This window comes from Saccharothrix coeruleofusca, from assembly GCF_017876325.1.
Classification (GTDB): domain Bacteria; phylum Actinomycetota; class Actinomycetes; order Mycobacteriales; family Pseudonocardiaceae; genus Actinosynnema; species Actinosynnema coeruleofuscum.
On record NZ_JAGINV010000001.1, the window covers coordinates 6,329,625 to 6,351,644 of the forward strand.

Here is a 22,020-nt window from a genome sequence, read left to right on the forward strand (position 1 = left end):
CGGAAGCAGATGATCCCCGCAAGCCTCGTCAGTACCAGTAAGTAACACGAAGGGGCCCTCCCGCGACACGACGCGGAAGGGCCCCGAAAGGGTGAACAGGTCAGCCGAAGCGGCCCGAGATGTAGTCCTCGGTCGCCTTCTGGCTCGGGTTGGAGAAGATCTTCTCCGTGTCGTCCACCTCGATCAACCGCCCAGGCTGACCGACTCCCAGCAGGTTGAAGAACGCCGTCTGGTCGCTGACCCGCGCCGCCTGCTGCATGTTGTGAGTCACGATCACGATCGTGTACTCCTTCTTCAGCTCCGTGATCAGGTCCTCGATCGCCAGCGTGGAGATCGGGTCCAGCGCCGAGCACGGCTCGTCCATCAGCAGCACGTCGGGCTGCACCGCGATCGCCCGCGCGATGCACAGGCGCTGCTGCTGGCCGCCCGACAGGCCGCCACCGGGGCGGTCGAGGCGGTCCTTGACCTCGTTCCACAGGTTCGCGCCGCGCAGCGAGCGCTCGGCCACCTCGTCGAGCTTCTTCTTGTTCTTGACCCCGGCCAGCTTCAGCCCGGCCACGACGTTGTCGCGGATGGACATGGTGGGGAAGGGGTTGGGGCGCTGGAAGACCATGCCGATGGTCCGCCGCACCTGCACGGGGTCGATCGACGAGGCGTAGATGTCCTCGCCGTCGAGCAGCACCTTGCCCTCGACGCGGGCTCCGGGCGCCACTTCGTGCATCCGGTTCAGGGAGCGCAGCACGGTGGACTTGCCGCAGCCGGAGGGGCCGATGAACGCGGTCACGCTGCGCGGGGGCACGGCGAGCGAGACCCCGTCCACGGCGTGGAACTTGCCGTAGAAGAGGTTGAGGTCCTTGACGTCGATGCGCTTGGCCATGGTCGCCCGCTCACTTGGTCTTCGGGGCCAGCCACCGCGAGATCACGGTCGCCAGCAGGTTGAACAGCGTGATGATCAGGACCAGGGTGATCGCCGCACCCCAGATCCGCTCGAAGCCCGCCTGCGTGGGGTTGTTGCGCTCCGCGGTCATCAGCAGCGGCAGCGACGCCATCGGGCCGTCGAAGAGGTTGTAGTTGATGAACGGCGCGTACGCGGCGAGCACCAGCACCGGCGCGGTTTCGCCCATGACCCTGGCCAGCGCCAGCATGACGCCGGTGAGGATGCCGGACAGGGCGGTCGGGATGACGATCTTGACGATGGTCTTCCACTTGGGCACGCCCAGCGCGTAGGAGGCCTCGCGCAGCTCGTCCGGGACGATCTTGAGCATTTCCTCGGTGGTCCGCACGATCACCGGCACCATGAGCAGCACCAGCGCGAGCGACACCGCGAAACCGCTGCGGCCGAAGCCGAACGTGGTGATCCACAGCGAGTAGATGAACAGCGCGGCGACGATGGAGGGCACGCCGGTGAGGATGTCGACCATGAAGGTGGTCGCCTTGGCGAGCTTGGACCGCCCGCCGTACTCCACCAGGTACACCGCGACGAACAGGCCGATCGGCACCGAGATCAGGCCGCACACGAGGCCCTGCACGAGGGTGCCGTAGATGGCGTGGTAGACGCCGCCGCCCTGCTGCCGGGACAGCAGGCCGGACAGGGACTTCTGCCACCAGTCGATGTCCAGGATGACCGGGAAGCCGCGCTGGATGACCGTGTAGAGCACCCACACCAGCGGCACGACGGCGATCAGGAACGCGAGGTAGACCAGCGCGGTGGCGACGCCGTTCTTGATCTTGCGCGCGGTGCTGACGCTCTGGAACGTCGGAGGCGTCGCCAGGCGGTTGAGGTCCGCCGTCTGCGTGGTGGTCATTCGTACTCCTTGTGACCCGCGACGATGCTCCGGGCGGCGGCGTTGACCAGGAAGGTCAGCACGAACAGCACCAGGCCCGCCGCGATGTAGGCGCCCGCCGACCGGGGGTCGTTGAACTCCGGCGCGGCCAGCGCGATCTTGGAGGCGAACGTGGCGCCGCCGTCGAACAGGCTCCAGCCGAACGCGGTGCCGGTGGCGCTGAGGATGATGGTCAGCGCGATCGTCTCGCCCAGCGCGCGGCCCAGGCCCAGCATCGACGCGCTGACGTAGCCCGCCTTGCCGAAGGGCAGCACGGTGGTGCGCACGACCTCCCACTTGGTGGCGCCGAGCGCGATGGCGCCTTCGACGTGCGCGGGCGGCGTGCGGTCGAACACCTCGCGGGTGACCGCGGTGATGATCGGCAGGATCATCACCGCCAGCACGATGCCCGCCGTGAAGATCGTGCCGCCGAACTCGATGCTCACGTTGCCCTCGGCGAACAGCGGGATGAAGCCGAGGGTGGAGGTCAGCCACTGGCCGATCGGGGTGAGCACGGGCCCGAGTACGAACAGGCCCCACAGGCCGTAGATGATCGACGGCACGGCGGCCAGCAGGTCGATCACGTAGGCGAAGGGCCTGGCCAGCCTGCGCGGGGCGTACTGGGTGAGGAACAGCGCGATGCCCAGCGCGATCGGCATCGCGATGAGCAGGGCGAACGCTGAGGACACCACGGTGACCAGGAGCAGGTCCAGGATGCCGTAGCGCATGTTGTTGACGTCGCCGGTGGACCACTCGCGGCTGGTCAGGAAGTTGACCTTGTCCAGGGCCAGCGACGGGATGGCCTGGATCAGCAGGAACAGGCCGATGGCCCCGATGAGGACCACGATGAAGACGCCGGATCCCGTCGCGAGGCCGCGGAAGATCCGGTCGCCCGGCCGAACGTGCGGTGCTTTCTTCTCGGCTTCCGTGGTCGGGGGAATCGGAGCCTCCGGGGCGGGTCGAGCAGCCGGAACGCCCCGACGGGCACCGGTGTCGGTGTCCGCGGGGCGCTTGGCCACGATGCGTTCGTTCATCGCGTCAACGTGTCGCTGGAAGGGTGGGCGGCCTGGTCAGGCGATCGCCTTGATGGCCGTCAGCAGCTTGTCCTGGAAGGGCTTGGGCACCGGGGCGTAGCCCGCGTCCGCCAGACCCGCCTGGCCGTCGGTGGCCGCGACGGTGAGGAACGCCTTCACGGCCTTGGCGGTGTCGGCGTCGTAGCCCTTGGAGCAGACGATCTCGTAGGTGGCCAGCAGCAGCGGGTAGGCGCCGGAGGCGGTGGTGGCGTAGATGGAGTTCAGGTCCAGCACGATGTCGTTGCCGGAGCCCTTGACGGTGGCGCCGTCGATGGCCTTGCCGACGGTCTCGGTGGTCAGCTCGACCGGGCCGGAGCCGGTGTCGATCCTGGCCATGGACAGCTTGTTGTCCTGCGCGGAGGACAGCTCGACGTAGGTGATGGCGCCGTCGACCGAACCGGCGGCCTGCGCGACACCGGCGGACTTCTCCTTGCCCTCGCCGACACCGCCCTTGAACTGCTTGCCCGCGCCCTGGGTCCAGGCGCCCTTCGAGGCGGCCTGCAGGTACAGCTGGAAGTTGTCGGTGGTGCCGGACTCGTCCGAGCGGTAGACGACCTTGATGTCCTTGTCGGGCAGGGACGCGCCGCTGTTGAGGGCGGCGATGGCCGGGTCGTTCCACTTCTTGACGGCGCCGTTGAAGATCTTGGCGGTGACCTCGCCGTTGAGCACCAGGTCGGTCACGCCCTCGAGCTTGTAGCCGATGGCGACCGGGCCGAAGACCAGCGGCAGGTGCCAGGCCGGGTTGCCCTGACAGCGCTCGGCGGCCTTGGTGACCTCGTCCGCCTTCAGCGGGGAGTCGGAGCCGCCGAAGTCCACCTGGCCGCCGTTGAAGTTCTTCACGCCCGCGCCGGAGCCGGAGGCGTTGTAGGCCACGTCCGAGCCGGGGCAGCGCTGCTGGTAGGCCTGGATGAACGTGTCGATGGCGTTCTTCTGCGCGGTGGAGCCCTCGGCGTTGAGCTTGCTCTTGCCGCCGCACTCGACGGGCGTGGACGACGTGCCGGTGGCCGCCGAGCCGCCCGCGGGGGCGTTGTTGTCGCTGCCACATGCGGTGAGCAGAAGCGCGCCGGCCGCGATCAGGCCGATGACGGCGCCGTGCCGCTTGGTCTTCACCTGGGTCCTCCACCTAACGGAAGCGGTTTGCGCGGCGCACCAACGCCGCTCGGCACGGACGGTAGGTAGGCATGGTGGACAGCCGCCCAGAACAGGGTGAACGGGAGGTGAACACCACACGGGAGGTGACCGGCTCCACCCCCGTACGGGTGACTACGTGACCTGGGCGTTTGCATCACGTGATGGGTTCGTCACTACTGGGCGTATTGGACGTCCGCGTCCCAGACCGTGAAGCCCAGCTTGGTGTAGACGCGCACCGCCGGGGCGTTGTCGGACTCCACGTACAGCATCACCTCGCGCAGCCCGGAATCGCGCAGGTGCGCCAGCCCGGCCAGGGTCAGCGCCCGGCCCAGCCCGCCGCCCTGGGCGTCCGGGTCCACGCCCACCACGTAGACCTCGCCGAGCCGCTGGTCGTGCGCCTTGGTCCAGTGGAACCCGAGCAGCCGGTCCTCGGCGTCCACGGCCAGCAGGAAGCCCTTGGCGTCGAACCACGGCTCCTCCTGCTTGCGCTGGAGGTCCTCGACGCTCATCGCGCCCTGCTCCGGGTGCCAGGAGAACGCCCGGTGGTTGACGTGCACCACGGCCGCCTCGTCACGGCCGGGCTCGAACGCGCGCAGCCGGACGCCATCGGGCAGCCGCGGCGCGGGCAGCTCGGCCTCCAGCGACATGCGCATCCGCCGCAGCTCCCGCACCTTGCGGAAGCCCAGCGCGGCGGCGAGCTCCCGCGCGGCGACCTGGTCGCCGTGGGCCCAGACGCGCAGCGGCTCGGCGCGCTCGGCGACGGCCCGCGCCAGCGCGGTGCCCACGCCCCGGCGGCGGTGGGCGGGGTGCACGGCCAGCTCGGCGACCTTGTTGCCGTCGGCGTCGCCGTGGAGGTCGACGTGCGCGTAGCCGACCAGCGCGCCGTCGTCGGAGCGGGCGAGCAGGTGGGCGCTGCCGCGAGCACCGGGGCGCATCCGCAGCCGCACGGCCTCGCCCACCGGGGCGACACCGTCAGCGCGCTCGGCTTCGGCGAGCAGGTCGGACACCGCGCCCGCCCGCTCGTCGGTCAACTCGTCGTACCAGGTCAGATCCACGGAACCGATTGTCCTCGCCCCTGACCACCACGCCCAACCACCACGCCCAACCACCACGCGAGGCCGCGTCGGCCTGTCGGGATGCCTTTCGCGGAAAATCACGCTCTTCGATTTTCCGCGAAACGCGTGCCGATGGGCCGACTTCCGGGCGGCCGAGCCGCCGTCTGCGGAGCAGCGGCCATCGATACAGCCGACTTCCGGGCGGCCGAGCCGACCCGGCGGAGCCGGGTCAATCAGACCCTGTACAGCTCGGCTTCGTCGAGGGGGTTGTTGTTGTCGGCGGGCTCGGCCAGGTGCTCGATGCCTCGGCGGATGCCGCCGGGGCGCGGCGGGCGGACGAACTTGTAGCCCACGTTGCGCACGGTGCCGATCAGCGACTCGTGCTCGGGGCCGAGCTTGGCGCGCAGGCGTCGGACGTGCACGTCCACCGTGCGGGTGCCGCCGAAGAAGTCGTAGCCCCAGACCTCCTGGAGCAGCTGCGCGCGGGTGAACACCCGGCCCGCGTGCTGCGCCAGGTACTTGAGCAGCTCGAACTCCTTGTAGGTCAGGTCGAGCGGGCGGCCGCGCAGCCGGGCGGTGTAGGTGGCCTCGTCGATGACCAGCTCGCCCAGCTGCAGGGAGCCGTCGCCGCCCGACTGGGCGTTGCCCCGGCGGGAGCGGACCAGCCGCAGCCGGGCGTCCACCTCGGCCGGGCCGGAGGTGGGCAGCAGGATCTCGTCGACGTTCCAGTCCGAGTTGACCGCGACCAGGCCGCCCTCGGTGACCACGGCGACGACGGGGACGTCCACGCCGCTGGAGTCCAGCAGCTTGCACAGGCTGCGCGCGCCGACCAGGTCGGTCCTGGCGTCGACCAGGACGACGTCGTGCGGACCGGCTTCCAGCAGCGCCGAGACCTCCGGGCGCAGGGGGCGGACCTCGTGCGGCAGCAGGGACAGGGCGGGGAGAACGGCTTCTGGGTCGGAGTCGGTGGTCAGCAGCAGCACGTCGATGCTCATCGCGGCGCCCTCCTGTTCGGCCGTGGCTGGTCACCGGACCAGCTCGCGGCGAAGTACGGTGACCGGGCCCCGTTGCCTGCGGATGACGGAGACGATACCGGTGCGCACGGCGAAATACCCAGGTCAGCAGGTGGGAGTCACAGTTGTTTCCACAAGCGTCACGCCTGTTACATCCATGTCACACGATTCCGTGCTGCTGCGGGGCGTGCACGTGAGGTCACGTGGTGTGGCCGTGCGGACCCACGAGGACCTGGCTTTCGTGGTGGGCCACGGCTTCACCAACCACGTGCGCAAGCCGTGGGTGGCCAGGGTGCTGGAGCGCTTCGCCCGGCACGGCGGGGTGGTCGCGCTGGACTTCCGCGGCCACGGCCGCTCCGGGGGCCGCTCCACGGTCGGCGGTGACGAGGTGCACGACCTGGCCGCCGGGGTTTCGCTGGCCCGCGACCTGGGGTACCGGCGCGTGGTGACGGTCGGGTTCTCCATGGGCGCGTCGATCGCGCTGCGGCACGCCGCGCTGCACGAGGACCGGCCGGACGCGGTCGCCGCGGTGAGCAGCCCGTCGCGCTGGTGGGTGCGGGAGACCGCGGCCATGCGCCGGGTGCACTGGCTGCTGGAGCAGCCGCACGGCAGGCTGGCAGCCCGCGCGCTGGGCGTGCGGCTGGGGCCGCCGTGGGCCACCGTGCCGGAGAGCCCGCTGGAGGTGGTGCACCGCATCGCGCCCACGCCGCTGCTGATCGTGCACGGCGAGGACGACCACTACTTCGGGCCGGCGCACGCCACCGCGCTGCACCGGGCCGCGGGCGGGAACGCCGAGCTGTGGCTGGAGCCGGGCACCCGGCACGCCGAGTCCGCGATGACGCCCGCTCTGGTAGACCGGATCGCGACCTGGCTCTCCGGTGCCAGTCAGCGCAGTGCCAGTGAGCAGAGCAGGAGAGGGCGATGACCGCTACCCGACCCGCGCCCGTGACCCGCCGCCCGAGCAGGGGGCGCAAGCTCGTCGTCGCCGTGCTGGTGCTCGGCGCGCTGCTGGTCGCCGCCGACTTCGGCCTGGCCGCGGCGGGCGAGTACCAGGTGGCGCAGAAGATGCGCGACAAGCTCTCGCTCAGCGAGGACCCGTCGGTGCGCATCAACGGCTTCCCGTTCATCACCCAGGCGCTGGCCGGGGACTACCGGGACATCGAGATCAGCGCGACCGGCGTGCCGGTGCGCGACCAGCTGCGCGAGCTGGAGGTCAGGGCGAACCTCTACCACACCCGGATCGCCCTGTCCGACCTGCTCGCGGGCAACACCAGGGGGGCGAAGATCGACCAGGTCCGGGGCAGCGTGAAGATCAACGCGGCGGACCTGAACCGGCTGGTCAACCAGGTCACGCCGTTCACCGACATGGCCATCGAGCCGGACACCCGCGAGGACGTGCCCGCGCAGGCGGGCCCCACCACGGCGGCGGTGAAGCTCAGCGGCAACACCACGCTGGCGGGCCGCAAGCTGCGGGTCACCGCGTACGGCTCGGTGTCGCTGGTCGGCGGGCTGGTCGAGATCGCGGTCAGCGACGTCCAGCTGGACGACACCTCGCTGGCGTCGCTGGGCGACGCGCTGGGCGCGGTGCGGCAGGCGCTGGCCGTGAAGATCGACCCCGGTGTGCTGCCGTTCACCGTGACCCCCACGGCGGTCCGGGTGGAGAGCGGGGCGCTGACCGTGGAGGGCACCGTGGACGACATCCCGCTGGACCAGGGATGAGCGCGGGAGCTTGGGCGGTGGTGGCCGCGGTGGTCGTCACCGCGGTCGTCGGGGTGCTGCTGAGGTGGCGGGAGGGCAGGGTTCGGGTGAGCGGGGACAGCGGTCCGGAGCTGCCGTCAGCGGTGCGGGCGGCGCTCGATCCCGGTGCGGCGGTGACGCTGGTGCAGCTGTCGACGACGTTCTGCGCGCCGTGCAGGCACACCCGCGTGCTGCTGGCCGACCTGGCCGGGCGGGTGGACGGACTGCGCCACGTCGAGCTGGACGTGACGAACCAGCCGGAGGTGGCGACCCGGCTGGGGGTGCTGCGCACCCCGACGACGCTGGCGCTGGACGCCTCCGGGGCGGAGGTGCTGCGGGTCGGCGGGGTGCCGAAGCGGGACGTGCTGCTGGAGGCGCTGCGCCCACACCTGCCCCACACGAACGGGTGAACCTGGCATCTCCCACCTGCTGGACGCCATTCCCGGCTGAAGGGACGAGCGGCTACGCTCGGACCATGACCACGCTGCTGACCAAGCGACTCGCGGTGGACCTGTGCCGCGTGCGCAGCAGCCTGTGTCGCGCGACGAGCTGATCGGGCGGTCCCCCGACGGCTGACGCGCCTTGACGCGCGTCCGCGCCACCCCTACGACCGCCTCTGACGGGCTGACAAACACGTCCACAGCAGGAGGTCGTCGTGCCGAAAGACGTCCCGGTAGACCCGCGGGGTCCGCGCTTCAGCGCGTGGATCACCTCGGCCGTCCTCGCCGCGGTGCTGCTCACGGGTTCGTGGCGGCTGCTGGCGGCGCAGGCGGTGCTGTTCGGCCTGTGCGCGTTCATCTCGCTCAAGCTCAACCCGTGGGGCCACCTCTACCGGTACGCCGTCCAGCCCAGGGTCAAGCCGACCGCCGAGCGCGAGGAGCCCGCCCCGCTGCGGTTCGCGCAGGGCGTCGGCTTCGTCTTCGCGCTGGTCGGCACCATCGGCTACGCCACCGGCCTCACCGCGCTGGGAGTGGTCGCCACCTCCGCCGCACTGGTCGCCGCGCTGCTCAACGCCGCGGTCGGCCTGTGCCTGGGCTGCGAGGTCTTCCTGCTCCTGCGCCGCCGCGTCCCGTCCCTCGCACGTCCGCAGTAGGAAACACCCCGAATTGGAGCAGCTCGATGAGCCGTGAAGACGTCCTGGTCTCGGCCGCGTGGGCCGAGGAGAACCTCAAGACGCCCGGCGTGGTGTTCGTCGAGGTCGACGAGGACACCACCGCCTACGACGGGGGCCACATCCCCGGCGCGGTGAAGATCGACTGGAAGAAGGACCTCCAGGACCCGGTCCGCCGCGACTTCGTCGACCGCGCGGGCTTCGAGGCGCTCCTGTCGGCCAGGGGCATCGCCAACGACGACACGGTGGTGCTCTACGGCGGCAACAACAACTGGTTCGCCGCCTACGCCTACTGGTACTTCAAGCTCTACGGCCACCAGTCGGTGAAGCTGCTCGACGGCGGGCGCAAGAAGTGGGAGCTGGACGGCCGCCCGCTGGACAAGGAGCAGGTCGAGCGCCCGGCCACCCAGTACACCGCGCAGGAGCAGGACCTGTCGATCCGCGCGTTCCGCGACGAGGTCGTCGAGGCCATCGGGAACAAGAACCTGGTCGACGTGCGCTCGCCGGACGAGTTCTCCGGCAAGCTGCTGGCCCCCGCCCACCTGCCGCAGGAGCAGGCGCAGCGCGGCGGCCACATCCCCACGGCGATCAACGTGCCGTGGAGCAAGGCGGCCAACGAGGACGGCACGTTCAAGTCCGACGAGGAGCTGGCCCGCATCTACGGCGAGGCCGGGCTGGACGGCTCGAAGAAGACCATCGCCTACTGCCGCATCGGCGAGCGCTCCTCGCACAGCTGGTTCGTGCTGCACGAGCTGCTCGGGCACGAGGACGTGAAGAACTACGACGGGTCCTGGACCGAGTACGGCTCGCTGATCGGCGTGCCGGTCGAGCTGGGTTCCGGCAAGGAGGACTGAGATGAGCCTGGACGGTTGCGGCGCGCCGCAGCAGGGCGTCGACCTGGCGGTCGGTCCCGACGAGGTGGTGCTGACCGGCAGGGTCAGCGCCGGGGGTCAGCCGGTGGGCGGCGCGTTCGTGCGGCTGCTGGACGCCGCGGGCGAGTTCACCGCCGAGGTGGTGTCCTCCCCGGAGGGCGACTTCCGCTTCTACGCGGCGCCGGGCACGTGGACGGTCCGGGCGCTGCACCGCTCCGGCAACGGCCAGGCGTCGGTCAGCGCGGACGGGCCGGGAGTGCACCCGGTCGAGGTCGCGGTGGCCTGACCGGCCCGACGAGTTCCGCCCGGACCCCGGTGGCGTTCGCCACCGGGGTCCGGTGCGTCGCGGTCCGGGGCGATAAACTCGGCTGGTGGAACACTTCTTCACCGGGCTACTGGTCCTCGTGTCCTTGCTCGTCGTGTGGTTCTCCGTGTACGTCGTCTACCGGCTGTTCTCCGACCAGCGGTGATGGCCGAGAACACCCCCGCACCGGGCAGCGGCGACGCGGCGGTGCGGGCTGCCGCCGAGCGCGCCGAGACCACCCGGTCGCGCAACCTGCCGCAGTTCGACGACCTGCCGATCCCGGCCGACACCGCGAACCTGCGCGAGGGCCCGTCGCTGCACGACGCGTGCCTGTCGCTGCTGCCGCTGGTGGGCGTGTGGCGCGGTGAGGGCGAGGTCGTCTACCCGACGATCGACGGCCCGTACCGGTTCGGCCAGCAGATCACCTTCGCCCACGACGGGCGCCCGTTCCTGTTCTACGAGGCGCGGTCGTGGCTGCTGGACGACAAGGGCGCGGTGATCCGCCCGGCCGCGCGCGAGACCGGCTTCTGGCGTCCGCAGGCCGATGACACGATCGAGGTGCTGCTGACGCACAACACCGGGATCGTGGAGCTGTTCTACGGCAAGCCGCGCACCCAGACGTCGTGGGAGTTCGGCACCGACGCGGTGGTGCGCACGGCGACCGCCAAGGAGGTCGTCGGGGCGCAGCGGCTGTACGGCATCGTCAACAACGGCGACCTGGCGTACGTGGAGGAGCGGGCCATGGTGGGCCAGCCGCTCCAGCCGCACACCTCCGCGCACCTCAAGCGCGTCGTCGGCTGAGTCGTCGTCCCGTCCGGTGGGCGGGACACGGCACCCGAGGATTGTTCAACAATCCTTCGACTTGCCCTACAGTGGGGGCCATGCGGCTGCGGCGTTGCGGCACCGACGCGGTGCTGGTCGAGGTGGACTCCCTCGACGAGGTGGAGGCGGTGCGCGCCGCGGTGGCCGCCGCCGCGCTGCCGGAGGTGGTGGAGCTGGTCCCGGCCGCGCGCACGGTGCTGGTGACCACCCGCCCCGGCGGGCTGGCGGCCGTGCGGCGGGTGCTCGACGCGGTCGACCCGGCGCGCCGCGCCCCGGTGGCGGCCCGCGAGGTGGTCATCCCGGTCCGCTACGACGGCCCGGACCTGGAGCTGGTGGCCTCGACCGCCGGGGTGCCGGTGGACGAGGTGGTGCGGCTGCACTCGTCGGCGCGGTACACGGTGGCGTTCTGCGGGTTCGCGCCCGGCTTCGGCTACCTGGTCGGGCTGCCCGAGCCGCTGCGGCAGCCGCGCCTTGATTCCCCGCGCACGAAGGTCCCGGCCGGTTCCGTGGGCGTGGCGGGCGAGTACACCGCCGCCTACCCGAGGGCCACGCCCGGCGGCTGGCGGCTGATCGGGCGCACGGACGCGCCGCTGTTCGACCCGCGCCGCGCCGAGCCCGCGCTGCTCGCGCCGGGTGACCGGGTGCGGTTCGAGGTCGTCGCGTGAACGCGGTCGCGAGGTCGGTCACCGTGCTGCGGACCGGCCCGCAGGCGCTGGTGCAGGACCTGGGCAGGCCGGGGCACGCGCACCTGGGCGTGCCGCCGTCGGGCGCGCTGGACCGGCCGTCGCTGGCGCTGGCCAACCGGCTGGTGGGCAACCCCGAGGGCGCGGCGGGCCTGGAGGTGCTGCTGGGCGGGCTGGTGCTGCGGGCGAACACGTCGTGCACGGTCGCGGTGACCGGCCCGTGGGCGCCGGTGCTGGTCAACGGCGTGCACCGGGACTCGCCGTGCCACCTGGCGCCGGGTGACGAGCTGGCCGTGGGCGCGCCCGAGGCGGGGTTGCGCTGCTACGTGGCGCTGTCCGGGGGTGTCGCGGTGCCCGCCGAGCTGGGCAGCCGCGCCACGGACCTGCTGTCGGGCATCGGCCCGGACCCGCTGCGCGACGGCGACGAGCTGCCGCTGGGCGACCCGGTGGGGCCGCCGGTCGGGGTGGACGTGCTGGTGCCCGCGCACGTGCCGGACGAGCTGGTCGTGCCGGTGGTGCTCGGTCCGCGCGACGACTGGTTCGACGGCGCGGCGCGGCAGCTCGCGGCGGGCCGGTGGGTGGTGTCGGACCGCGGCAACCGGGTCGGCCTGCGGCTGGACGGCACGGCGCTGCGCCGCGCGCCGGAGCACCTTGGCCGGGAGCTGCCCAGCGAGGGCCTGGTGACCGGCGCGGTGCAGGTGCCCGCCGACGGGCAGCCGGTGGTCTTCCTCGCCGACCACCCCACCACCGGCGGCTACCCGGTGATCGGCGTGGTGCCCGAGCCCGCGCTCCCCGCCCTGGCCCAGGCCCGCCCCGGCACCCCCCTGCGCCTGCAAGTACTACCCGCCCCGCCGGAACGGGCCGTTGACTACTACCCGGCCTAACTACCCGCGCGGACACGGGTAGTAGTTATGCGCTGGGAAAAGCCACCCCGGTAGTACTTGCCTGCGTCAGTAGTGGGACTCGTAGAGGGTGGTGAGGGTGGTGTGCAGGGCGGTGGAGTCGGGCAGGGACTTGCCGTCCAGGGTGTGCACGCGGGTGATCTTGCGGACGCTGGAGGCCAGGAACACGCCGTCGGCGGTGTAGAGGTCGTCCACCGCGATCGGCTCGACCTCGACGGTCCACCCGGCCCGCTCGGCCGCCTGGAACAGCGCCGCCTGCGTGGTGCCGGGCAGGATGCCCAGCGTCGACGGCGGCGTGGTCAGCGTCCGGCCGCGCGCCGCGATCAGCGTCGAGGTCGGCCCCTCCAGCACCGAGCCGGACGAGGTGGTGAACACGACCTCGTCCGCGCCGCGCCGCTCGGCCTCCCGCAGCGCCGCCATGTTGACCGCGTAGGACAGCGACTTCGCGCCCAGCAGCAGCCACGGGGCCCGCTCGGCCAGACCGGGCTCGATGCCCCGCTCCAGGGTCACCGCGGCCAGGCCCTCGGCGCGCTGGGCGAGCGCCTTGGCGGAGATCTCCATCCCCATGACGAACCCGGTGGGCGTGCCGTCGCCGCCCTCGATCCCCCGCGTGAGGACCGCCTTCAGGGCGACTTCCGCGCCACCGGTCCAGTTGTCCAGCACCACCCGCACGGCGCGCTCGAACGCCGCGCGGTCCGGCTCGGGCATGTCCAGCATGGCCGCCGACCGCGCCAGGCGGTCCAGGTGCGGACCCAGCTCGCGGGGCTTGCCGTCGACGGCCAGGATCGTCTCGAAGATCCCGTCGCCGCGCAGCAGGCCCAGGTCGTCGACCCGGACCAGCGGGGCGTCGGGGTCGGCCAGCGTTCCGTCCAGCAGTGCGAGCAGGCGCATAACGGCGAGCCTACTCACGGCCTACCATCGGAGCGGTGGAGACCGTGGGCGGCCAACAGGCACTGCGCAGGACCCTGCACGAACGCGGCATGAGGATGACCCCGCAGCGCCAGCTCGTCCTGGACGCGGTGCGCGAGCTGGGGCACGCCACGCCGGAGCAGATCTGCCAGCACGTGCAGCTCACCGCGCCCGCGGTCAACATCACCACGGTCTACCGCACGCTGGACCTGCTGGACCGGCTCGGCCTGGTCCGGCACACCCACCTGGGTCACGGCGCCCCCAACTACTCGGTCGACGAGCACGAGCACGTGCACCTGGTCTGCCACCGCTGCGGGCGGGTGGAGGAGGTGCCGTGCGAGGTGCTCGCGCCGGTCGGGGGAACACTGCGGGACCGCTACGGGTTCGAACTGGATGCCAGCCACCTCGCGCTGTCCGGCAGCTGCCGCGAGTGCTCGAAGGAGACCCCGTGACGTCACCGACGTTGACCACGCCAGGCGCCGTCGCGCCGTTCGACGGCAACCCCGACCAGGGCGTGCCGTGGCACTTCGGCGACCCGTTCGCCGAGCAGCGCTCGGCGGCCAGGTCGGTGGTGGTGGTGGACCGCTCGAACCGGGCGGTGCTGGCGGTGCCCGGCGCGGACCGGCTGGCCTGGCTGCACTCGCTGACCAGCCAGCACTTCACCGCGCTGGGCGAGGGCCGGGCCACCGAGATGCTGATCCTGGACGTGCAGGGCCGGGTCGAGCACCACGCCGCGGTGGCGAACCTGGACGGCGTGGTCTACCTCGACACCGAGGCCGAGACGGCGGCGCCGCTGCTGTCGTACCTGACCAAGATGGTGTTCTGGTCCAAGGTGGAGCCGCGCGACGCGACCGCCGAGCTGGCCGTGCTGACCCTGGTCGGCCCCGAGGCGACCGCGCCGCTGACCGCGCTGGGGCTGCCGGTGCCCGCCGGAGCGCTGGACGTGGTGGCGCTGCCCGAGGGCGGGTTCGCCCGGCGGGTGCCGTGGCCCGGTCAGGACGCGGTGGACCTGGTGGTGCCGCGCGGGGCGCTGGCCGACTGGTGGTCCCGGCTGACCGGCGCGGGCGCGCGACCGGCGGGCAGCTGGGCGTTCGAGGCGCTGCGGGTGGAGTCGCTGCGCCCCCGGCTGGGCGTGGACACCGACGAGCGCACCATCCCGCACGAGGTGAACTGGATCGGCTCGGCGGTGCACCTGGACAAGGGCTGCTACCGGGGCCAGGAGACGGTGTCGAAGGTGCACAACGTGGGCCGCCCGCCGCGGCGGATGCTGCTGCTGCACCTGGACGGCTCGCGCGAGGTGCAGCCGGAGACCGGCGACCCGGTGGTGTTCGGCGACCGGGTGGTCGGCCGGGTGGGCAGCGTGGCGCTGCACCACGAGCTGGGGCCGGTGGCGCTGGCGCTGGTCAAGCGGTCGGTGCCGGTGGATGCCGAGCTGCTGGTCGGCGCGGAGGACCGGGTCGTGCAGGCCAAGGCGGACCCGGACTCGGTGCCGCCGGACACCCCCGGACTGGGCCGGGAGGCGGCGCGCAAGCTCGGCCGGTAGGAGCTGCGGATTCGGGTTCTGTGCCACTATCACGGCATGTCCAGACCCGGTTCGCACGGCACGCTGCTCACCGTCGCCCCCACCGGGGCCGAGCACGCGAAGGCCGACGTCCCCGCGCTCCCCGTCACCCTGGAGGAGCTGGTCCGCACCGCCGAGGCGTGTGAGCAGGTGGGCGCGGCGATGGTGCACGTGCACATCCGCGACGCCGACACCAGGCCGACGCTGGACCTGGGGCTGCTCAAGGAGACCGTGGCCGCGCTGCGCGAGCGCACCGGCCTGGTCGTGCAGCTGTCCACCGGCGGCGCGGTGACCGACCCGGAGGCCGACCGCCTGCGGGTGCTCGACGCCATGCCGGACTCGGCGTCCTGCACCATGGGCACGGTGAACTTCGGCGACGACGTGTTCATGAACCGCTGGGAGTTCATCGTCGCGCTGCACAAGGGGATGCAGGAGCGCGGCATCGTGCCGGAGTACGAGATCTTCGACCTGGGCCAGCTCGCCACGCTGCGCAGGCTGCTGGACAAGCACGGCCTGCCCGCGGGCGGCAAGGTGCACGTGGACCTGGTGATGGGCGTGCCGGGCGGGATGCCGGGCGACGCGGAGACCGTGGTGGCCGCGCTGCGGCTGCTGCCCGAAGGGGCTTCCTTCTCCGCCACCGGCATCGGGCGGACGTCGCTGCCGGTGATGCTGACGGCGTTGGCGGCGGGCGGTCACCTGAGGGTGGGCATGGAGGACACCCTCAGCTACGCGAAGGGGCAGCCGGTGCGGGACAACGCGCAATTGGTGGCCAGGGCCGCCGGATTGGCGCGAATCGCGCAGCGCCCGCCGCTCTCCGTTGCAGATGCACGTGCACTTTTGGGCGTGGGCAGTCCGGTACGGGTTTGAGACAACTTTGGAAGCAGGTTTGTGTTGGCGGGTGGGCAGGAACTACCTCAGGATGAGTACGTGATCGAGGTGCGTCCTGGCGGGCGCCGCCGAATTGACCGGGTGCTCGCCCCCGACTACACCGACGGCATCGAGCGGCTCCCGCTCGCCGCGGTGCGCGCCCTGCGCGACGAAGCCGCCCAGGAGGAGACCGACCTCTCCTACCTGAGGCGGCTGCTGCACGCCCGGATCGACATCCTGCGGGCCGAGCGGCAGCGGCGGGCCGAGGGCGGCTCGGCGGTGGTCGACCAGCTGGCGACCATCCTGGCCAGCAACGCGGTCGGCCCGGCCACCGGGCGGGGCCGCTACCAGATCCAGGAGCCCTCGCGGGCGGACGCGCACCAGCGGCACGTCGAGGCGCTGGTGGCGGACGTGGACCTGTCCGACGTGGGCGCGCTGTCGGACGGGAAGCTGGACCTGGCGCTGCGCACCTTCGTCAGCGAGGAGGCGTCGGTCTCCGGCAGGCGGCGCGAGGTGCAGGCCGTGGTGGACCGGCTCAACGCCGAGATCGCCGACCGCTACCAGAACGGCAGCGCGTCGGTGGACGAGCTGCTGGCGGCCGAGCGCGGCTGGCCCACCAACCCCGGACGTACCAAGAGCTGAGATCACACTCCCAGGATGTGAACGCACGACCTAGCGTGGCCGCATGGGCTACCGCTGGGTCGTGCTGGCTGTGGGCGCGGTGGCGCAGGGCGTCAACGCGGCGGTGTTCCTCGGGCTGCCCGCGATCACCCCGCAGCTGCGCGACCACTTCGGGCTGAGCCTGCCGCAGGTCGGCCTGCTGCTCGGCGCGGTGAACCTGGGCACCATGCTGGCCCTGGTGCCCTGGGGGGCGGTCGCCGACCGGCGCGGCGAGCGCGTGGTGATGGCGGTCGGCGGGTTCGGCGCGGCGGGCTGCCTGGCGCTGGCCGGGCTGGACGGCCCGGTGGTGGCGGGCCTGGCGCTGGTGGCCGTCGGCCTGTTCGGCGCGAGCGTGAACGCGGCCAGCGGGCGGGCCGTGATGACCTGGTTCCCCGCCGACCGGCGCGGCTTCGCCATGGGCATCCGGCAGACCGCGACCCCGCTGGGCGCCGCGCTGACCGCCGTGGCGCTGCCCGCCGTGGCGGTCGCGGCGGGCGTGCCCGCCGCGTTCCTGGCGCTGGCCGGGGTCACCGCGCTGGTGGCGGTGGCCGTGGCGCTGTGGGTGCGGGAGCCGCCGGGCGCGGTGCGCTCCCGGCACGGGCACGGCGTGGTGCTGGCCGACCGCAGGCTGATCCGGCTGAGCGCGGCCAGCGGCCTGCTGGTGGTGCCGCAGTTCACCGCCGCGTCGCTGGTGGTGGAGCTGCTGCACGAGCACCGCGGCGTCGCGGTCGGGGTGGCGGCCGGGCTGTTCGCGGTGGCCCAGGTCGCGGGCGGGCTGGGCAGGCTCGCGGTGGGCGTGTGGTCGGACCGGGTGGCCAGCAGGCTGGGGCCGCTGCGGCTGGTCAGCGTGGCGGTCGCGGTGGGCTTCGGGCTGTGCGCGGCGCTGGACCGGGCCCCGGTGTGGCTGCTGTGCGCGGCGCTGCTGCCGACCGCGGCGCTGGCGCTGTGCTGGAACGGGCTGGCGGTGACCGCGGCGGGCGAGCTGGCGCCGGAGGGGCGCGGCGGGACGGCGCTGGGGATGCAGAACACGGCGAACTACCTCGGCGCCGCGCTGACCCCGCCGGTGGCCGGGTGGGTGGCGGTGAGCCTGGGGTGGCCGGTGGCGCTGCTGCTGGCCGCCGTGGCGGCGGTGGCGGCCCGGCTGCTGCTGGACCACCGGCTGGGCACGCCGCTGGTGGTGTGAGCGCCTGCGGGGTGAACGCCTGCCGGGTGAGCGCTACCCGTGGCGCTCCCGGCGGGCCAGCTCGCCCCAGAACTCCCGCAGGCTCTCGTAGCGCAGGGCGACCTCCTCGGCGTCGCCCGCCTCCAGCGCGTCCACGATGGCGTTCACGTCCTGCGCGGAGGTGTCCTCCAGCAGGTCCTCGTCGGCGATGAGCTGCACCAGGCCGCCGTAGTCCAGCTCCACCGCCGATGCCGGGTCGAAGTGGTCCAGCCAGCGGCCGGTGTCGGCGAGCACCTTGGCCGGACCGTCGTCGCCGATGGACTCCCGCACCACGCGCAGCGCCCGCGCCACCCGCTGCCGGGCGTCCGCCATGGACGCCCGCCACGACACCTGCCGCTCGGGGTCCTCGCGCGGGGCCAGCACCACCCGCCGGGCGTTCGGGTCGACCAGGGTGAACCAGGGCAGCGGCACGGTCCACGTGGTGGAGATGACGTGCACCGCGCCCGAGGTCAGCTCCGCCATCACCGACGTGGCCCGCGCGCGGACCGTCTCCGGCTCCACGGTCAGCGCCTGGTCGCGCAGCGGGCCGCTCGCAGTGGCCAGGAAGCCGATCAGCGCCACCGCCGAGCGGGGCCTCAGGTCCAGCGGGCACACCAGCGGGCCCTCGCCCACCTCCCCCGGCACCTCGGCCGGGGACAGCGCCAGCACGTCGAAGGGGGCGTCGGGGGCGACGCCCCCGTCGGACCGCTCACCGGGCAGCAGCCGGGGCGGACGGGCCAACTGTGATCGCAACCACAGCTCACGTTCCCGCTCGCCTGCCTCCGCACGGCTCAAAGGGCCCGCTTCCAGTGCTTTTCGCACTCGCGCCGCCAACTGTGCGTCAAGGGCCGACAGCGGTTCGTACACCCTGAGGTAGGCGACGAACGGTCGAGGCACCTGTGCATCCTCCCACGCGGAGATTTGGCGGCACGTGTCACGCCTACCGCGTCGCGGGGAACCCCTTCGACACGGTACGGTAGTTACCAGGAACTAGTTGTCGAGACGAGTGGGGCCGCCGTTCCCCCGGCCGCCCCCGTCCCTGTGCGAGGGGGTCGAGCCATGGGGCGCGGCCGAGCTAAGGCCAAGCAGACGAAGGTGGCGAGGGAGCTGAAGTACAGCTCTCACAACACCGACTTCGAGGCCTTGCAACGCGAGTTGTCCGGCGATTCCGATAGCGGTCGCCGTACCGAAGACCGCTTCGATGATCCGTCGGACGACGATTACGACGACTACCGTCGCTGACGAATCCACACCCGCGTCGTAGGTCGGGCTGCCGGTGCTCACCGGCAGCCCGACCTATGACGCGGCCTCACATCACATCGCCCTGGCGTACTGCTTCGGCGGGGTGATCCGCGCCCCGAGCTGCGCTGCCGCGTGCAGCGGCCAGTACGGGTCGCGGAGCAGCTCCCGCCCGAGCAGCACCAGGTCGGCCGCGCCGTCGGCGAGCACCTGCTCGGCTTGGCGCGCCTCGGTGATCAGACCGACCGCGGCGGTCGGCACGTCCGCCTTGCGGCGCACGGCCTCCGCGAACGGCACCTGGTAACCGGGGCCGACCGGGATGTCGGCCGTGGGGACGTTGCCCCCCGTGGAGACGTCCACCAGGTCGGCGCCGACCTCGGCCAGGTCACGGGCGAGGCGCACGGTGTCCTCGGCGGTCCAGCCGCCCTCGACCCAGTCCGTGGCCGAGACGCGCACGAAAACGGGCACGTCCTCGCCCACGGCGGCGCGCACCGCCGCGGTGACCTCGCGCGTCAGCCGGGTGCGACCGGCGAAGTCGCCGCCGTAGCCGTCGGTGCGCCGGTTGCTCAGCGGCGACAGGAACTGGTGCAGCAGGTAGCCGTGCGCCGCGTGCACCTCGACGACCTGGAAGCCCGCGGCGACGGCCCGCTCGGCGGCGGCGGCGAAGTCCGCGACGACCTCGGCGATGCCCGCCTCGTCCAGGGCGACCGGTTCGCGGTAGGTCTCGTGGAACGCCAGCGCGCTGGGCGCGACCGGGGTCCAGCCGCCCTCCTCGTCGGGCACGCCGCCGTCCTCGTCGGCGAACGGCGAGTAGGTCGAGCCCTTGCGACCGGCGTGCGCCAGCTGCACGCCCGCCACCGCGCCGTGGGCGCGGATGAACTCGGTGATCGGCCGCCAGGCGGCGGCCTGCTCGTCGTTCCACAGGCCGGTGTCCTGGGGCGAGATCCGGCCGACGGCCTGCACCGCGGTGGCCTCGGCCAGCACCAGGCCCGCGCCGCCGATGGCGCGGGAGCCCAGGTGCACCAGGTGCCACTGGTCGGGCAGGCCGTCCCGCGCGGAGTACTGGCACATGGGGCTGACCCCGATGCGGTTGGGCAGGGTGGTGCCGCGGATGGTCAAGGGCGCGAACAGGTGACTCACCGAGCGCTCCTCCAAGTTCGGGTCTTTGGTTGCCTTCTACAGGTCCAAGGTCCCGGATCGGACAGGTGTTCCCGGTCGTGACGACCGTCCCACTGCGCGGGAGCAGGCACATTCCATTCGAATAGGTATTGCCCGTGCATTCGCACGTGATCTTGGGGGCGGGCGAACCCGGCAAAACGCCGATCGGTAGAGCGCGAGTTACGCCCAATCGGGTGTACTGTCCGGATCACGTTCGGGGAGAGCATCACTTGCCCGCCGCCGGTCGCCGCTCAATTCAGTTCCCGCCGGTCTCACAGTAACAGGACCCACATGCTGCCCATGCCGACCACCACGACGCCCGAACCCGTGTGGCCCCGCAACAGCCTGCTGGGCCGTCTGCGCGAGCAGACCCGACAAGAGCTGCTCGGCCTGGGCACCAGCGTCCGGTACGCCGCCGACCGCGAAGTCATCGAACAGGACGCGAAGGACACCCACGTCCTCCTGCTGCTCGAAGGCGTGGTCAAGGTGCAGACCACCGACGAGACCGGGGACACCGCGCTGCTGGCCATCCGGGTCGCGGGCGACCTGGTCGGCGAGATGGCCGCGCTGGACCAGAAACCGCGCTCGGCCACCGTCGTCACCTGCGGCGAGGTGACCGCGAAACTCATCACCAGCGGCGAGCTGGTGGGCTTCCTGCACCGCCGCAACGACGTCTTCGTCGAATTGATCGGCATGATCAACGACCGGTTGCGCTGGGCGAACCAGCGCCGCCGCGATTTCCTCTCCTACCCCGCCGCGGAACGGGTGGCGCGAGTGCTGGTGGAATTGGTGCAGACGTACGGCAAGGAAGAGCAGAACGGTTGGGTGCTGGGAATTCCGCTCACCAAGGTGGAACTCGCCTCCATCGCCGGGATGAAGCCGCGCACCGCGGAGAAGGCGTTCAGCGATCTGCGCAAAGCCGGGGTGGTGCTCAGCCACCTGCGGCGGGACGTGCTGGTGCCCGACCTGGAAGCGCTGCGGAAATTCGCCGGCTTCTGACCGCGAATCCGCACTCCTACGGCTCGGTGTGCGCGGTGGTGCCCCACGCTGGCCGTGCGAACCCGCACCCACCCGGCGGAAGGGCCCGACCATGAGCGATGCCGCGTTCCGGCGCAGCCTGCTGGTCTGCTGCGACCTGCGGCGCTACAGCGCAGCCGACGACCACCTGCAGCGGGCGCTGCAGGAACTGCTGGTGCAGAGCCTGGACAGAGCGGGGCGCGCGGCGGGCCTGGACCGCGCCCGGTGGGTGCGCCAGCCCAAGGGCGACGAGGAGTGGGCCGTGCTGCCGCCGGACACGCCCGAGCCGCTGGTGGTCGACCGGTACGTGCGGGAGCTGGACGCCGAGCTGCGCTCGGTCAACCGCTACCGGGTGCCCGAGGCCAAGCTGCGGATGCGCCTGGCCGTCCACTTCGGCGTGACCGCGCAGGGCGCCAACGGCTTCCCCGGCCAGGACGCGGTGCTGGTCAGCAGGCTGCTCGACAGCCCGGTCGCCAAGCGGGCGCTGGAGCAGGCCCCCGACGCGGACCTGGTCGTGGTGCTGTCCGAGGTGGTCTACGACTCGCCGGTGCGGGCGGGCCGCACCACGCTCGACCCCGCCGCGTTCCGGCGCGTCGCGGTGTCGGTGAAGGACTTCACCGGGCACGCCTGGCTGTGGCTGCCCAGCGGGAACGCGCACGCCCTGCGGCTGGAGGAGCCCGCGCCCCCGCCGAGCTCGCCCTCGGTGGTCCAGCACGCCACCGCCAGCGGCGGCTCGACCGTGGTGCAGGCCGGGCGGGACGCCCACATGCCCACCCAGCGCGCCGACGTGGTCCAGCACTTCGACCGCAACGACCAGCGCGGTTCGCACTTCGGACCGGTCTACGGCGCGGGCCGGGACGGCGGCTGACGCGGGACGCGCGG

26 protein-coding genes are annotated in these 22,020 nt (G+C 72.4%); 17 read left to right on the top strand and 9 right to left on the bottom strand.

The features are described from left to right. Positions 1 to 100 precede the first annotated feature (100 nt). The 6 genes from pstB to JOF41_RS28955 all read right to left on the bottom strand — a co-directional run bounded on the left by pstB (position 101) and on the right by JOF41_RS28955 (position 6,077). Positions 101 to 877, bottom strand: coding sequence for a phosphate ABC transporter ATP-binding protein PstB (pstB, locus tag JOF41_RS28930; protein WP_189223944.1), 777 nt, complete (start codon positions 875 to 877; stop codon positions 101 to 103). A gap of 10 nt (positions 878 to 887) precedes the next feature. Continuing rightward, a complete protein-coding gene (gene pstA, locus JOF41_RS28935) occupies positions 888 to 1,805 on the bottom strand; it encodes a phosphate ABC transporter permease PstA (protein ID WP_189223943.1) in 918 nt (305 codons plus the stop codon). Next, complete coding sequence (pstC, locus tag JOF41_RS28940; protein ID WP_189223942.1) at positions 1,802 to 2,857, bottom strand: phosphate ABC transporter permease subunit PstC; 1,056 nt, start codon at positions 2,855 to 2,857, stop codon at positions 1,802 to 1,804. Before pstC ends, pstA begins: the two co-directional genes overlap by 4 nt. A 36-nt stretch (positions 2,858 to 2,893) precedes the next feature. Then, positions 2,894 to 4,006 carry a phosphate ABC transporter substrate-binding protein PstS gene (pstS, locus tag JOF41_RS28945; protein ID WP_189223941.1) on the bottom strand — a complete coding sequence of 371 codons (1,113 nt, stop codon included), beginning with the start codon at positions 4,004 to 4,006 and terminating at the stop codon, positions 2,894 to 2,896. 194 nt (positions 4,007 to 4,200) lie between these two features. After that, positions 4,201 to 5,082 (bottom strand): mycothiol synthase, encoded by an 882-nt coding sequence (gene mshD / locus JOF41_RS28950; RefSeq protein WP_189223940.1) that lies wholly within the window; start codon positions 5,080 to 5,082, stop codon positions 4,201 to 4,203. 233 nt (positions 5,083 to 5,315) lie between these two features. Next, positions 5,316 to 6,077 carry a winged helix-turn-helix domain-containing protein gene (locus tag JOF41_RS28955; protein WP_244989720.1) on the bottom strand — a complete coding sequence of 254 codons (762 nt, stop codon included), beginning with the start codon at positions 6,075 to 6,077 and terminating at the stop codon, positions 5,316 to 5,318. A gap of 175 nt (positions 6,078 to 6,252) precedes the next feature. Here JOF41_RS28955 and JOF41_RS28960 point away from each other — a divergent pair, with 175 nt between their 5' ends. From JOF41_RS28960 to JOF41_RS29000, 9 genes are all read left to right on the top strand, one after another. Further along, positions 6,253 to 7,020, top strand: coding sequence for an alpha/beta hydrolase family protein (locus tag JOF41_RS28960; protein ID WP_229796290.1), 768 nt, complete (start codon positions 6,253 to 6,255; stop codon positions 7,018 to 7,020). Next, entirely contained in the window at positions 7,017 to 7,814 is a 798-nt protein-coding gene (locus JOF41_RS28965) for an LmeA family phospholipid-binding protein (protein ID WP_189227060.1), read from the top strand. The genes JOF41_RS28960 and JOF41_RS28965 overlap by 4 nt, the downstream gene beginning before the upstream one ends. Next, the gene (locus JOF41_RS28970; RefSeq protein WP_209623232.1) at positions 7,811 to 8,242 is read left to right on the top strand and encodes a TlpA family protein disulfide reductase; all 432 of its coding nucleotides are present in this window, start codon (positions 7,811 to 7,813) and stop codon (positions 8,240 to 8,242) included. The genes JOF41_RS28965 and JOF41_RS28970 overlap by 4 nt, the downstream gene beginning before the upstream one ends. 245 nt (positions 8,243 to 8,487) lie before the next feature. Then, positions 8,488 to 8,925 carry a DUF4395 domain-containing protein gene (locus JOF41_RS28975; RefSeq protein ID WP_209623234.1) on the top strand — a complete coding sequence of 146 codons (438 nt, stop codon included), beginning with the start codon at positions 8,488 to 8,490 and terminating at the stop codon, positions 8,923 to 8,925. Positions 8,926 to 8,951: 26 nt separating this feature from the next. After that, a complete protein-coding gene (locus tag JOF41_RS28980) occupies positions 8,952 to 9,797 on the top strand; it encodes a sulfurtransferase (RefSeq protein WP_189227057.1) in 846 nt (281 codons plus the stop codon). Position 9,798: 1 nt separating this feature from the next. Further along, positions 9,799 to 10,101, top strand: coding sequence for a DUF1416 domain-containing protein (locus tag JOF41_RS28985; RefSeq protein WP_189227056.1), 303 nt, complete (start codon positions 9,799 to 9,801; stop codon positions 10,099 to 10,101). Between the two features lie 183 nt (positions 10,102 to 10,284). Next, positions 10,285 to 10,920: a heme-binding beta-barrel domain-containing protein gene (locus JOF41_RS28990; RefSeq protein ID WP_189227055.1), complete on the top strand. Its 636-nt coding sequence runs from the start codon at positions 10,285 to 10,287 to the stop codon at positions 10,918 to 10,920. 80 nt (positions 10,921 to 11,000) lie between these two features. Continuing rightward, a complete protein-coding gene (gene pxpB, locus JOF41_RS28995) occupies positions 11,001 to 11,606 on the top strand; it encodes a 5-oxoprolinase subunit PxpB (protein ID WP_189227054.1) in 606 nt (201 codons plus the stop codon). Positions 11,607 to 11,629: 23 nt separating this feature from the next. Then, positions 11,630 to 12,508 (top strand): 5-oxoprolinase subunit C family protein, encoded by an 879-nt coding sequence (locus JOF41_RS29000; protein WP_209624502.1) that lies wholly within the window; start codon positions 11,630 to 11,632, stop codon positions 12,506 to 12,508. Positions 12,509 to 12,574: 66 nt separating this feature from the next. Here JOF41_RS29000 and JOF41_RS29005 read toward each other — a convergent pair whose 3' ends face one another. Next, a complete protein-coding gene (locus tag JOF41_RS29005) occupies positions 12,575 to 13,417 on the bottom strand; it encodes an aminodeoxychorismate lyase (RefSeq protein ID WP_209623236.1) in 843 nt (280 codons plus the stop codon). An 89-nt stretch (positions 13,418 to 13,506) separates the two neighbouring features. On the opposite strand from JOF41_RS29005, the gene JOF41_RS29010 reads away from it, so the two are divergent. The 5 genes from JOF41_RS29010 to JOF41_RS29030 are packed head-to-tail and all read left to right on the top strand — an operon-like array spanning position 13,507 to position 17,706. Further along, positions 13,507 to 13,887, top strand: a complete 381-nt coding sequence (locus JOF41_RS29010; protein ID WP_189227075.1) for a Fur family transcriptional regulator — start codon at positions 13,507 to 13,509, stop codon at positions 13,885 to 13,887. Further along, positions 13,884 to 14,978: a CAF17-like 4Fe-4S cluster assembly/insertion protein YgfZ gene (gene ygfZ, locus JOF41_RS29015; protein ID WP_189227052.1), complete on the top strand. Its 1,095-nt coding sequence runs from the start codon at positions 13,884 to 13,886 to the stop codon at positions 14,976 to 14,978. Before JOF41_RS29010 ends, ygfZ begins: the two co-directional genes overlap by 4 nt. A 36-nt stretch (positions 14,979 to 15,014) precedes the next feature. After that, positions 15,015 to 15,863: a beta-keto acid cleavage family enzyme gene (locus JOF41_RS29020; RefSeq protein ID WP_209623238.1), complete on the top strand. Its 849-nt coding sequence runs from the start codon at positions 15,015 to 15,017 to the stop codon at positions 15,861 to 15,863. Positions 15,864 to 15,923: 60 nt separating this feature from the next. Further along, positions 15,924 to 16,505 carry an RsiG family protein gene (locus JOF41_RS29025; protein WP_209623240.1) on the top strand — a complete coding sequence of 194 codons (582 nt, stop codon included), beginning with the start codon at positions 15,924 to 15,926 and terminating at the stop codon, positions 16,503 to 16,505. Between the two features lie 43 nt (positions 16,506 to 16,548). Beyond that, positions 16,549 to 17,706, top strand: a complete 1,158-nt coding sequence (locus JOF41_RS29030) for an MFS transporter (RefSeq protein WP_209623242.1) — start codon at positions 16,549 to 16,551, stop codon at positions 17,704 to 17,706. Positions 17,707 to 17,739: 33 nt separating this feature from the next. Here JOF41_RS29030 and JOF41_RS29035 read toward each other — a convergent pair whose 3' ends face one another. Beyond that, positions 17,740 to 18,621: a DUF8083 family protein gene (locus JOF41_RS29035; RefSeq protein WP_209623244.1), complete on the bottom strand. Its 882-nt coding sequence runs from the start codon at positions 18,619 to 18,621 to the stop codon at positions 17,740 to 17,742. A gap of 162 nt (positions 18,622 to 18,783) precedes the next feature. On the opposite strand from JOF41_RS29035, the gene JOF41_RS29040 reads away from it, so the two are divergent. Further along, positions 18,784 to 18,966, top strand: coding sequence for a DUF3073 domain-containing protein (locus JOF41_RS29040; RefSeq protein WP_189227047.1), 183 nt, complete (start codon positions 18,784 to 18,786; stop codon positions 18,964 to 18,966). Positions 18,967 to 19,038: 72 nt separating this feature from the next. Here the strand turns inward: JOF41_RS29040 and JOF41_RS29045 are convergent, their stop codons facing one another. After that, positions 19,039 to 20,103 (bottom strand): NADH:flavin oxidoreductase/NADH oxidase, encoded by a 1,065-nt coding sequence (locus JOF41_RS29045; RefSeq protein ID WP_189227046.1) that lies wholly within the window; start codon positions 20,101 to 20,103, stop codon positions 19,039 to 19,041. A gap of 309 nt (positions 20,104 to 20,412) precedes the next feature. On the opposite strand from JOF41_RS29045, the gene JOF41_RS29050 reads away from it, so the two are divergent. Further along, positions 20,413 to 21,120 carry a Crp/Fnr family transcriptional regulator gene (locus tag JOF41_RS29050; protein WP_189227045.1) on the top strand — a complete coding sequence of 236 codons (708 nt, stop codon included), beginning with the start codon at positions 20,413 to 20,415 and terminating at the stop codon, positions 21,118 to 21,120. A 91-nt stretch (positions 21,121 to 21,211) separates the two neighbouring features. Beyond that, positions 21,212 to 22,006, top strand: a complete 795-nt coding sequence (locus JOF41_RS29055; RefSeq protein ID WP_209623246.1) for a hypothetical protein — start codon at positions 21,212 to 21,214, stop codon at positions 22,004 to 22,006. Positions 22,007 to 22,020: the final 14 nt, after the last annotated feature.

Coding starts and splice junctions, on each gene's coding strand:
- pstB (WP_189223944.1), bottom strand. CDS start 877: ATGGCCAAGCGCATCGACGTCAAGGACCTCAACCTCTTCTACGGCAAG.
- pstA (WP_189223943.1), bottom strand. CDS start 1,805: ATGACCACCACGCAGACGGCGGACCTCAACCGCCTGGCGACGCCTCCG.
- pstC (WP_189223942.1), bottom strand. CDS start 2,857: ATGAACGAACGCATCGTGGCCAAGCGCCCCGCGGACACCGACACCGGT.
- JOF41_RS28955 (WP_244989720.1), bottom strand. CDS start 6,077: ATGAGCATCGACGTGCTGCTGCTGACCACCGACTCCGACCCAGAAGCC.
- JOF41_RS28960 (WP_229796290.1), top strand. CDS start 6,253: ATGTCACACGATTCCGTGCTGCTGCGGGGCGTGCACGTGAGGTCACGT.
- JOF41_RS28965 (WP_189227060.1), top strand. CDS start 7,017: ATGACCGCTACCCGACCCGCGCCCGTGACCCGCCGCCCGAGCAGGGGG.
- JOF41_RS28970 (WP_209623232.1), top strand. CDS start 7,811: ATGAGCGCGGGAGCTTGGGCGGTGGTGGCCGCGGTGGTCGTCACCGCG.
- JOF41_RS28980 (WP_189227057.1), top strand. CDS start 8,952: ATGAGCCGTGAAGACGTCCTGGTCTCGGCCGCGTGGGCCGAGGAGAAC.
- JOF41_RS28985 (WP_189227056.1), top strand. CDS start 9,799: ATGAGCCTGGACGGTTGCGGCGCGCCGCAGCAGGGCGTCGACCTGGCG.
- JOF41_RS28990 (WP_189227055.1), top strand. CDS start 10,285: ATGGCCGAGAACACCCCCGCACCGGGCAGCGGCGACGCGGCGGTGCGG.
- pxpB (WP_189227054.1), top strand. CDS start 11,001: ATGCGGCTGCGGCGTTGCGGCACCGACGCGGTGCTGGTCGAGGTGGAC.
- JOF41_RS29005 (WP_209623236.1), bottom strand. CDS start 13,417: ATGCGCCTGCTCGCACTGCTGGACGGAACGCTGGCCGACCCCGACGCC.
- JOF41_RS29010 (WP_189227075.1), top strand. CDS start 13,507: ATGAGGATGACCCCGCAGCGCCAGCTCGTCCTGGACGCGGTGCGCGAG.
- JOF41_RS29020 (WP_209623238.1), top strand. CDS start 15,015: ATGTCCAGACCCGGTTCGCACGGCACGCTGCTCACCGTCGCCCCCACC.
- JOF41_RS29030 (WP_209623242.1), top strand. CDS start 16,549: ATGGGCTACCGCTGGGTCGTGCTGGCTGTGGGCGCGGTGGCGCAGGGC.
- JOF41_RS29040 (WP_189227047.1), top strand. CDS start 18,784: ATGGGGCGCGGCCGAGCTAAGGCCAAGCAGACGAAGGTGGCGAGGGAG.
- JOF41_RS29050 (WP_189227045.1), top strand. CDS start 20,413: ATGCTGCCCATGCCGACCACCACGACGCCCGAACCCGTGTGGCCCCGC.
- JOF41_RS29055 (WP_209623246.1), top strand. CDS start 21,212: ATGAGCGATGCCGCGTTCCGGCGCAGCCTGCTGGTCTGCTGCGACCTG.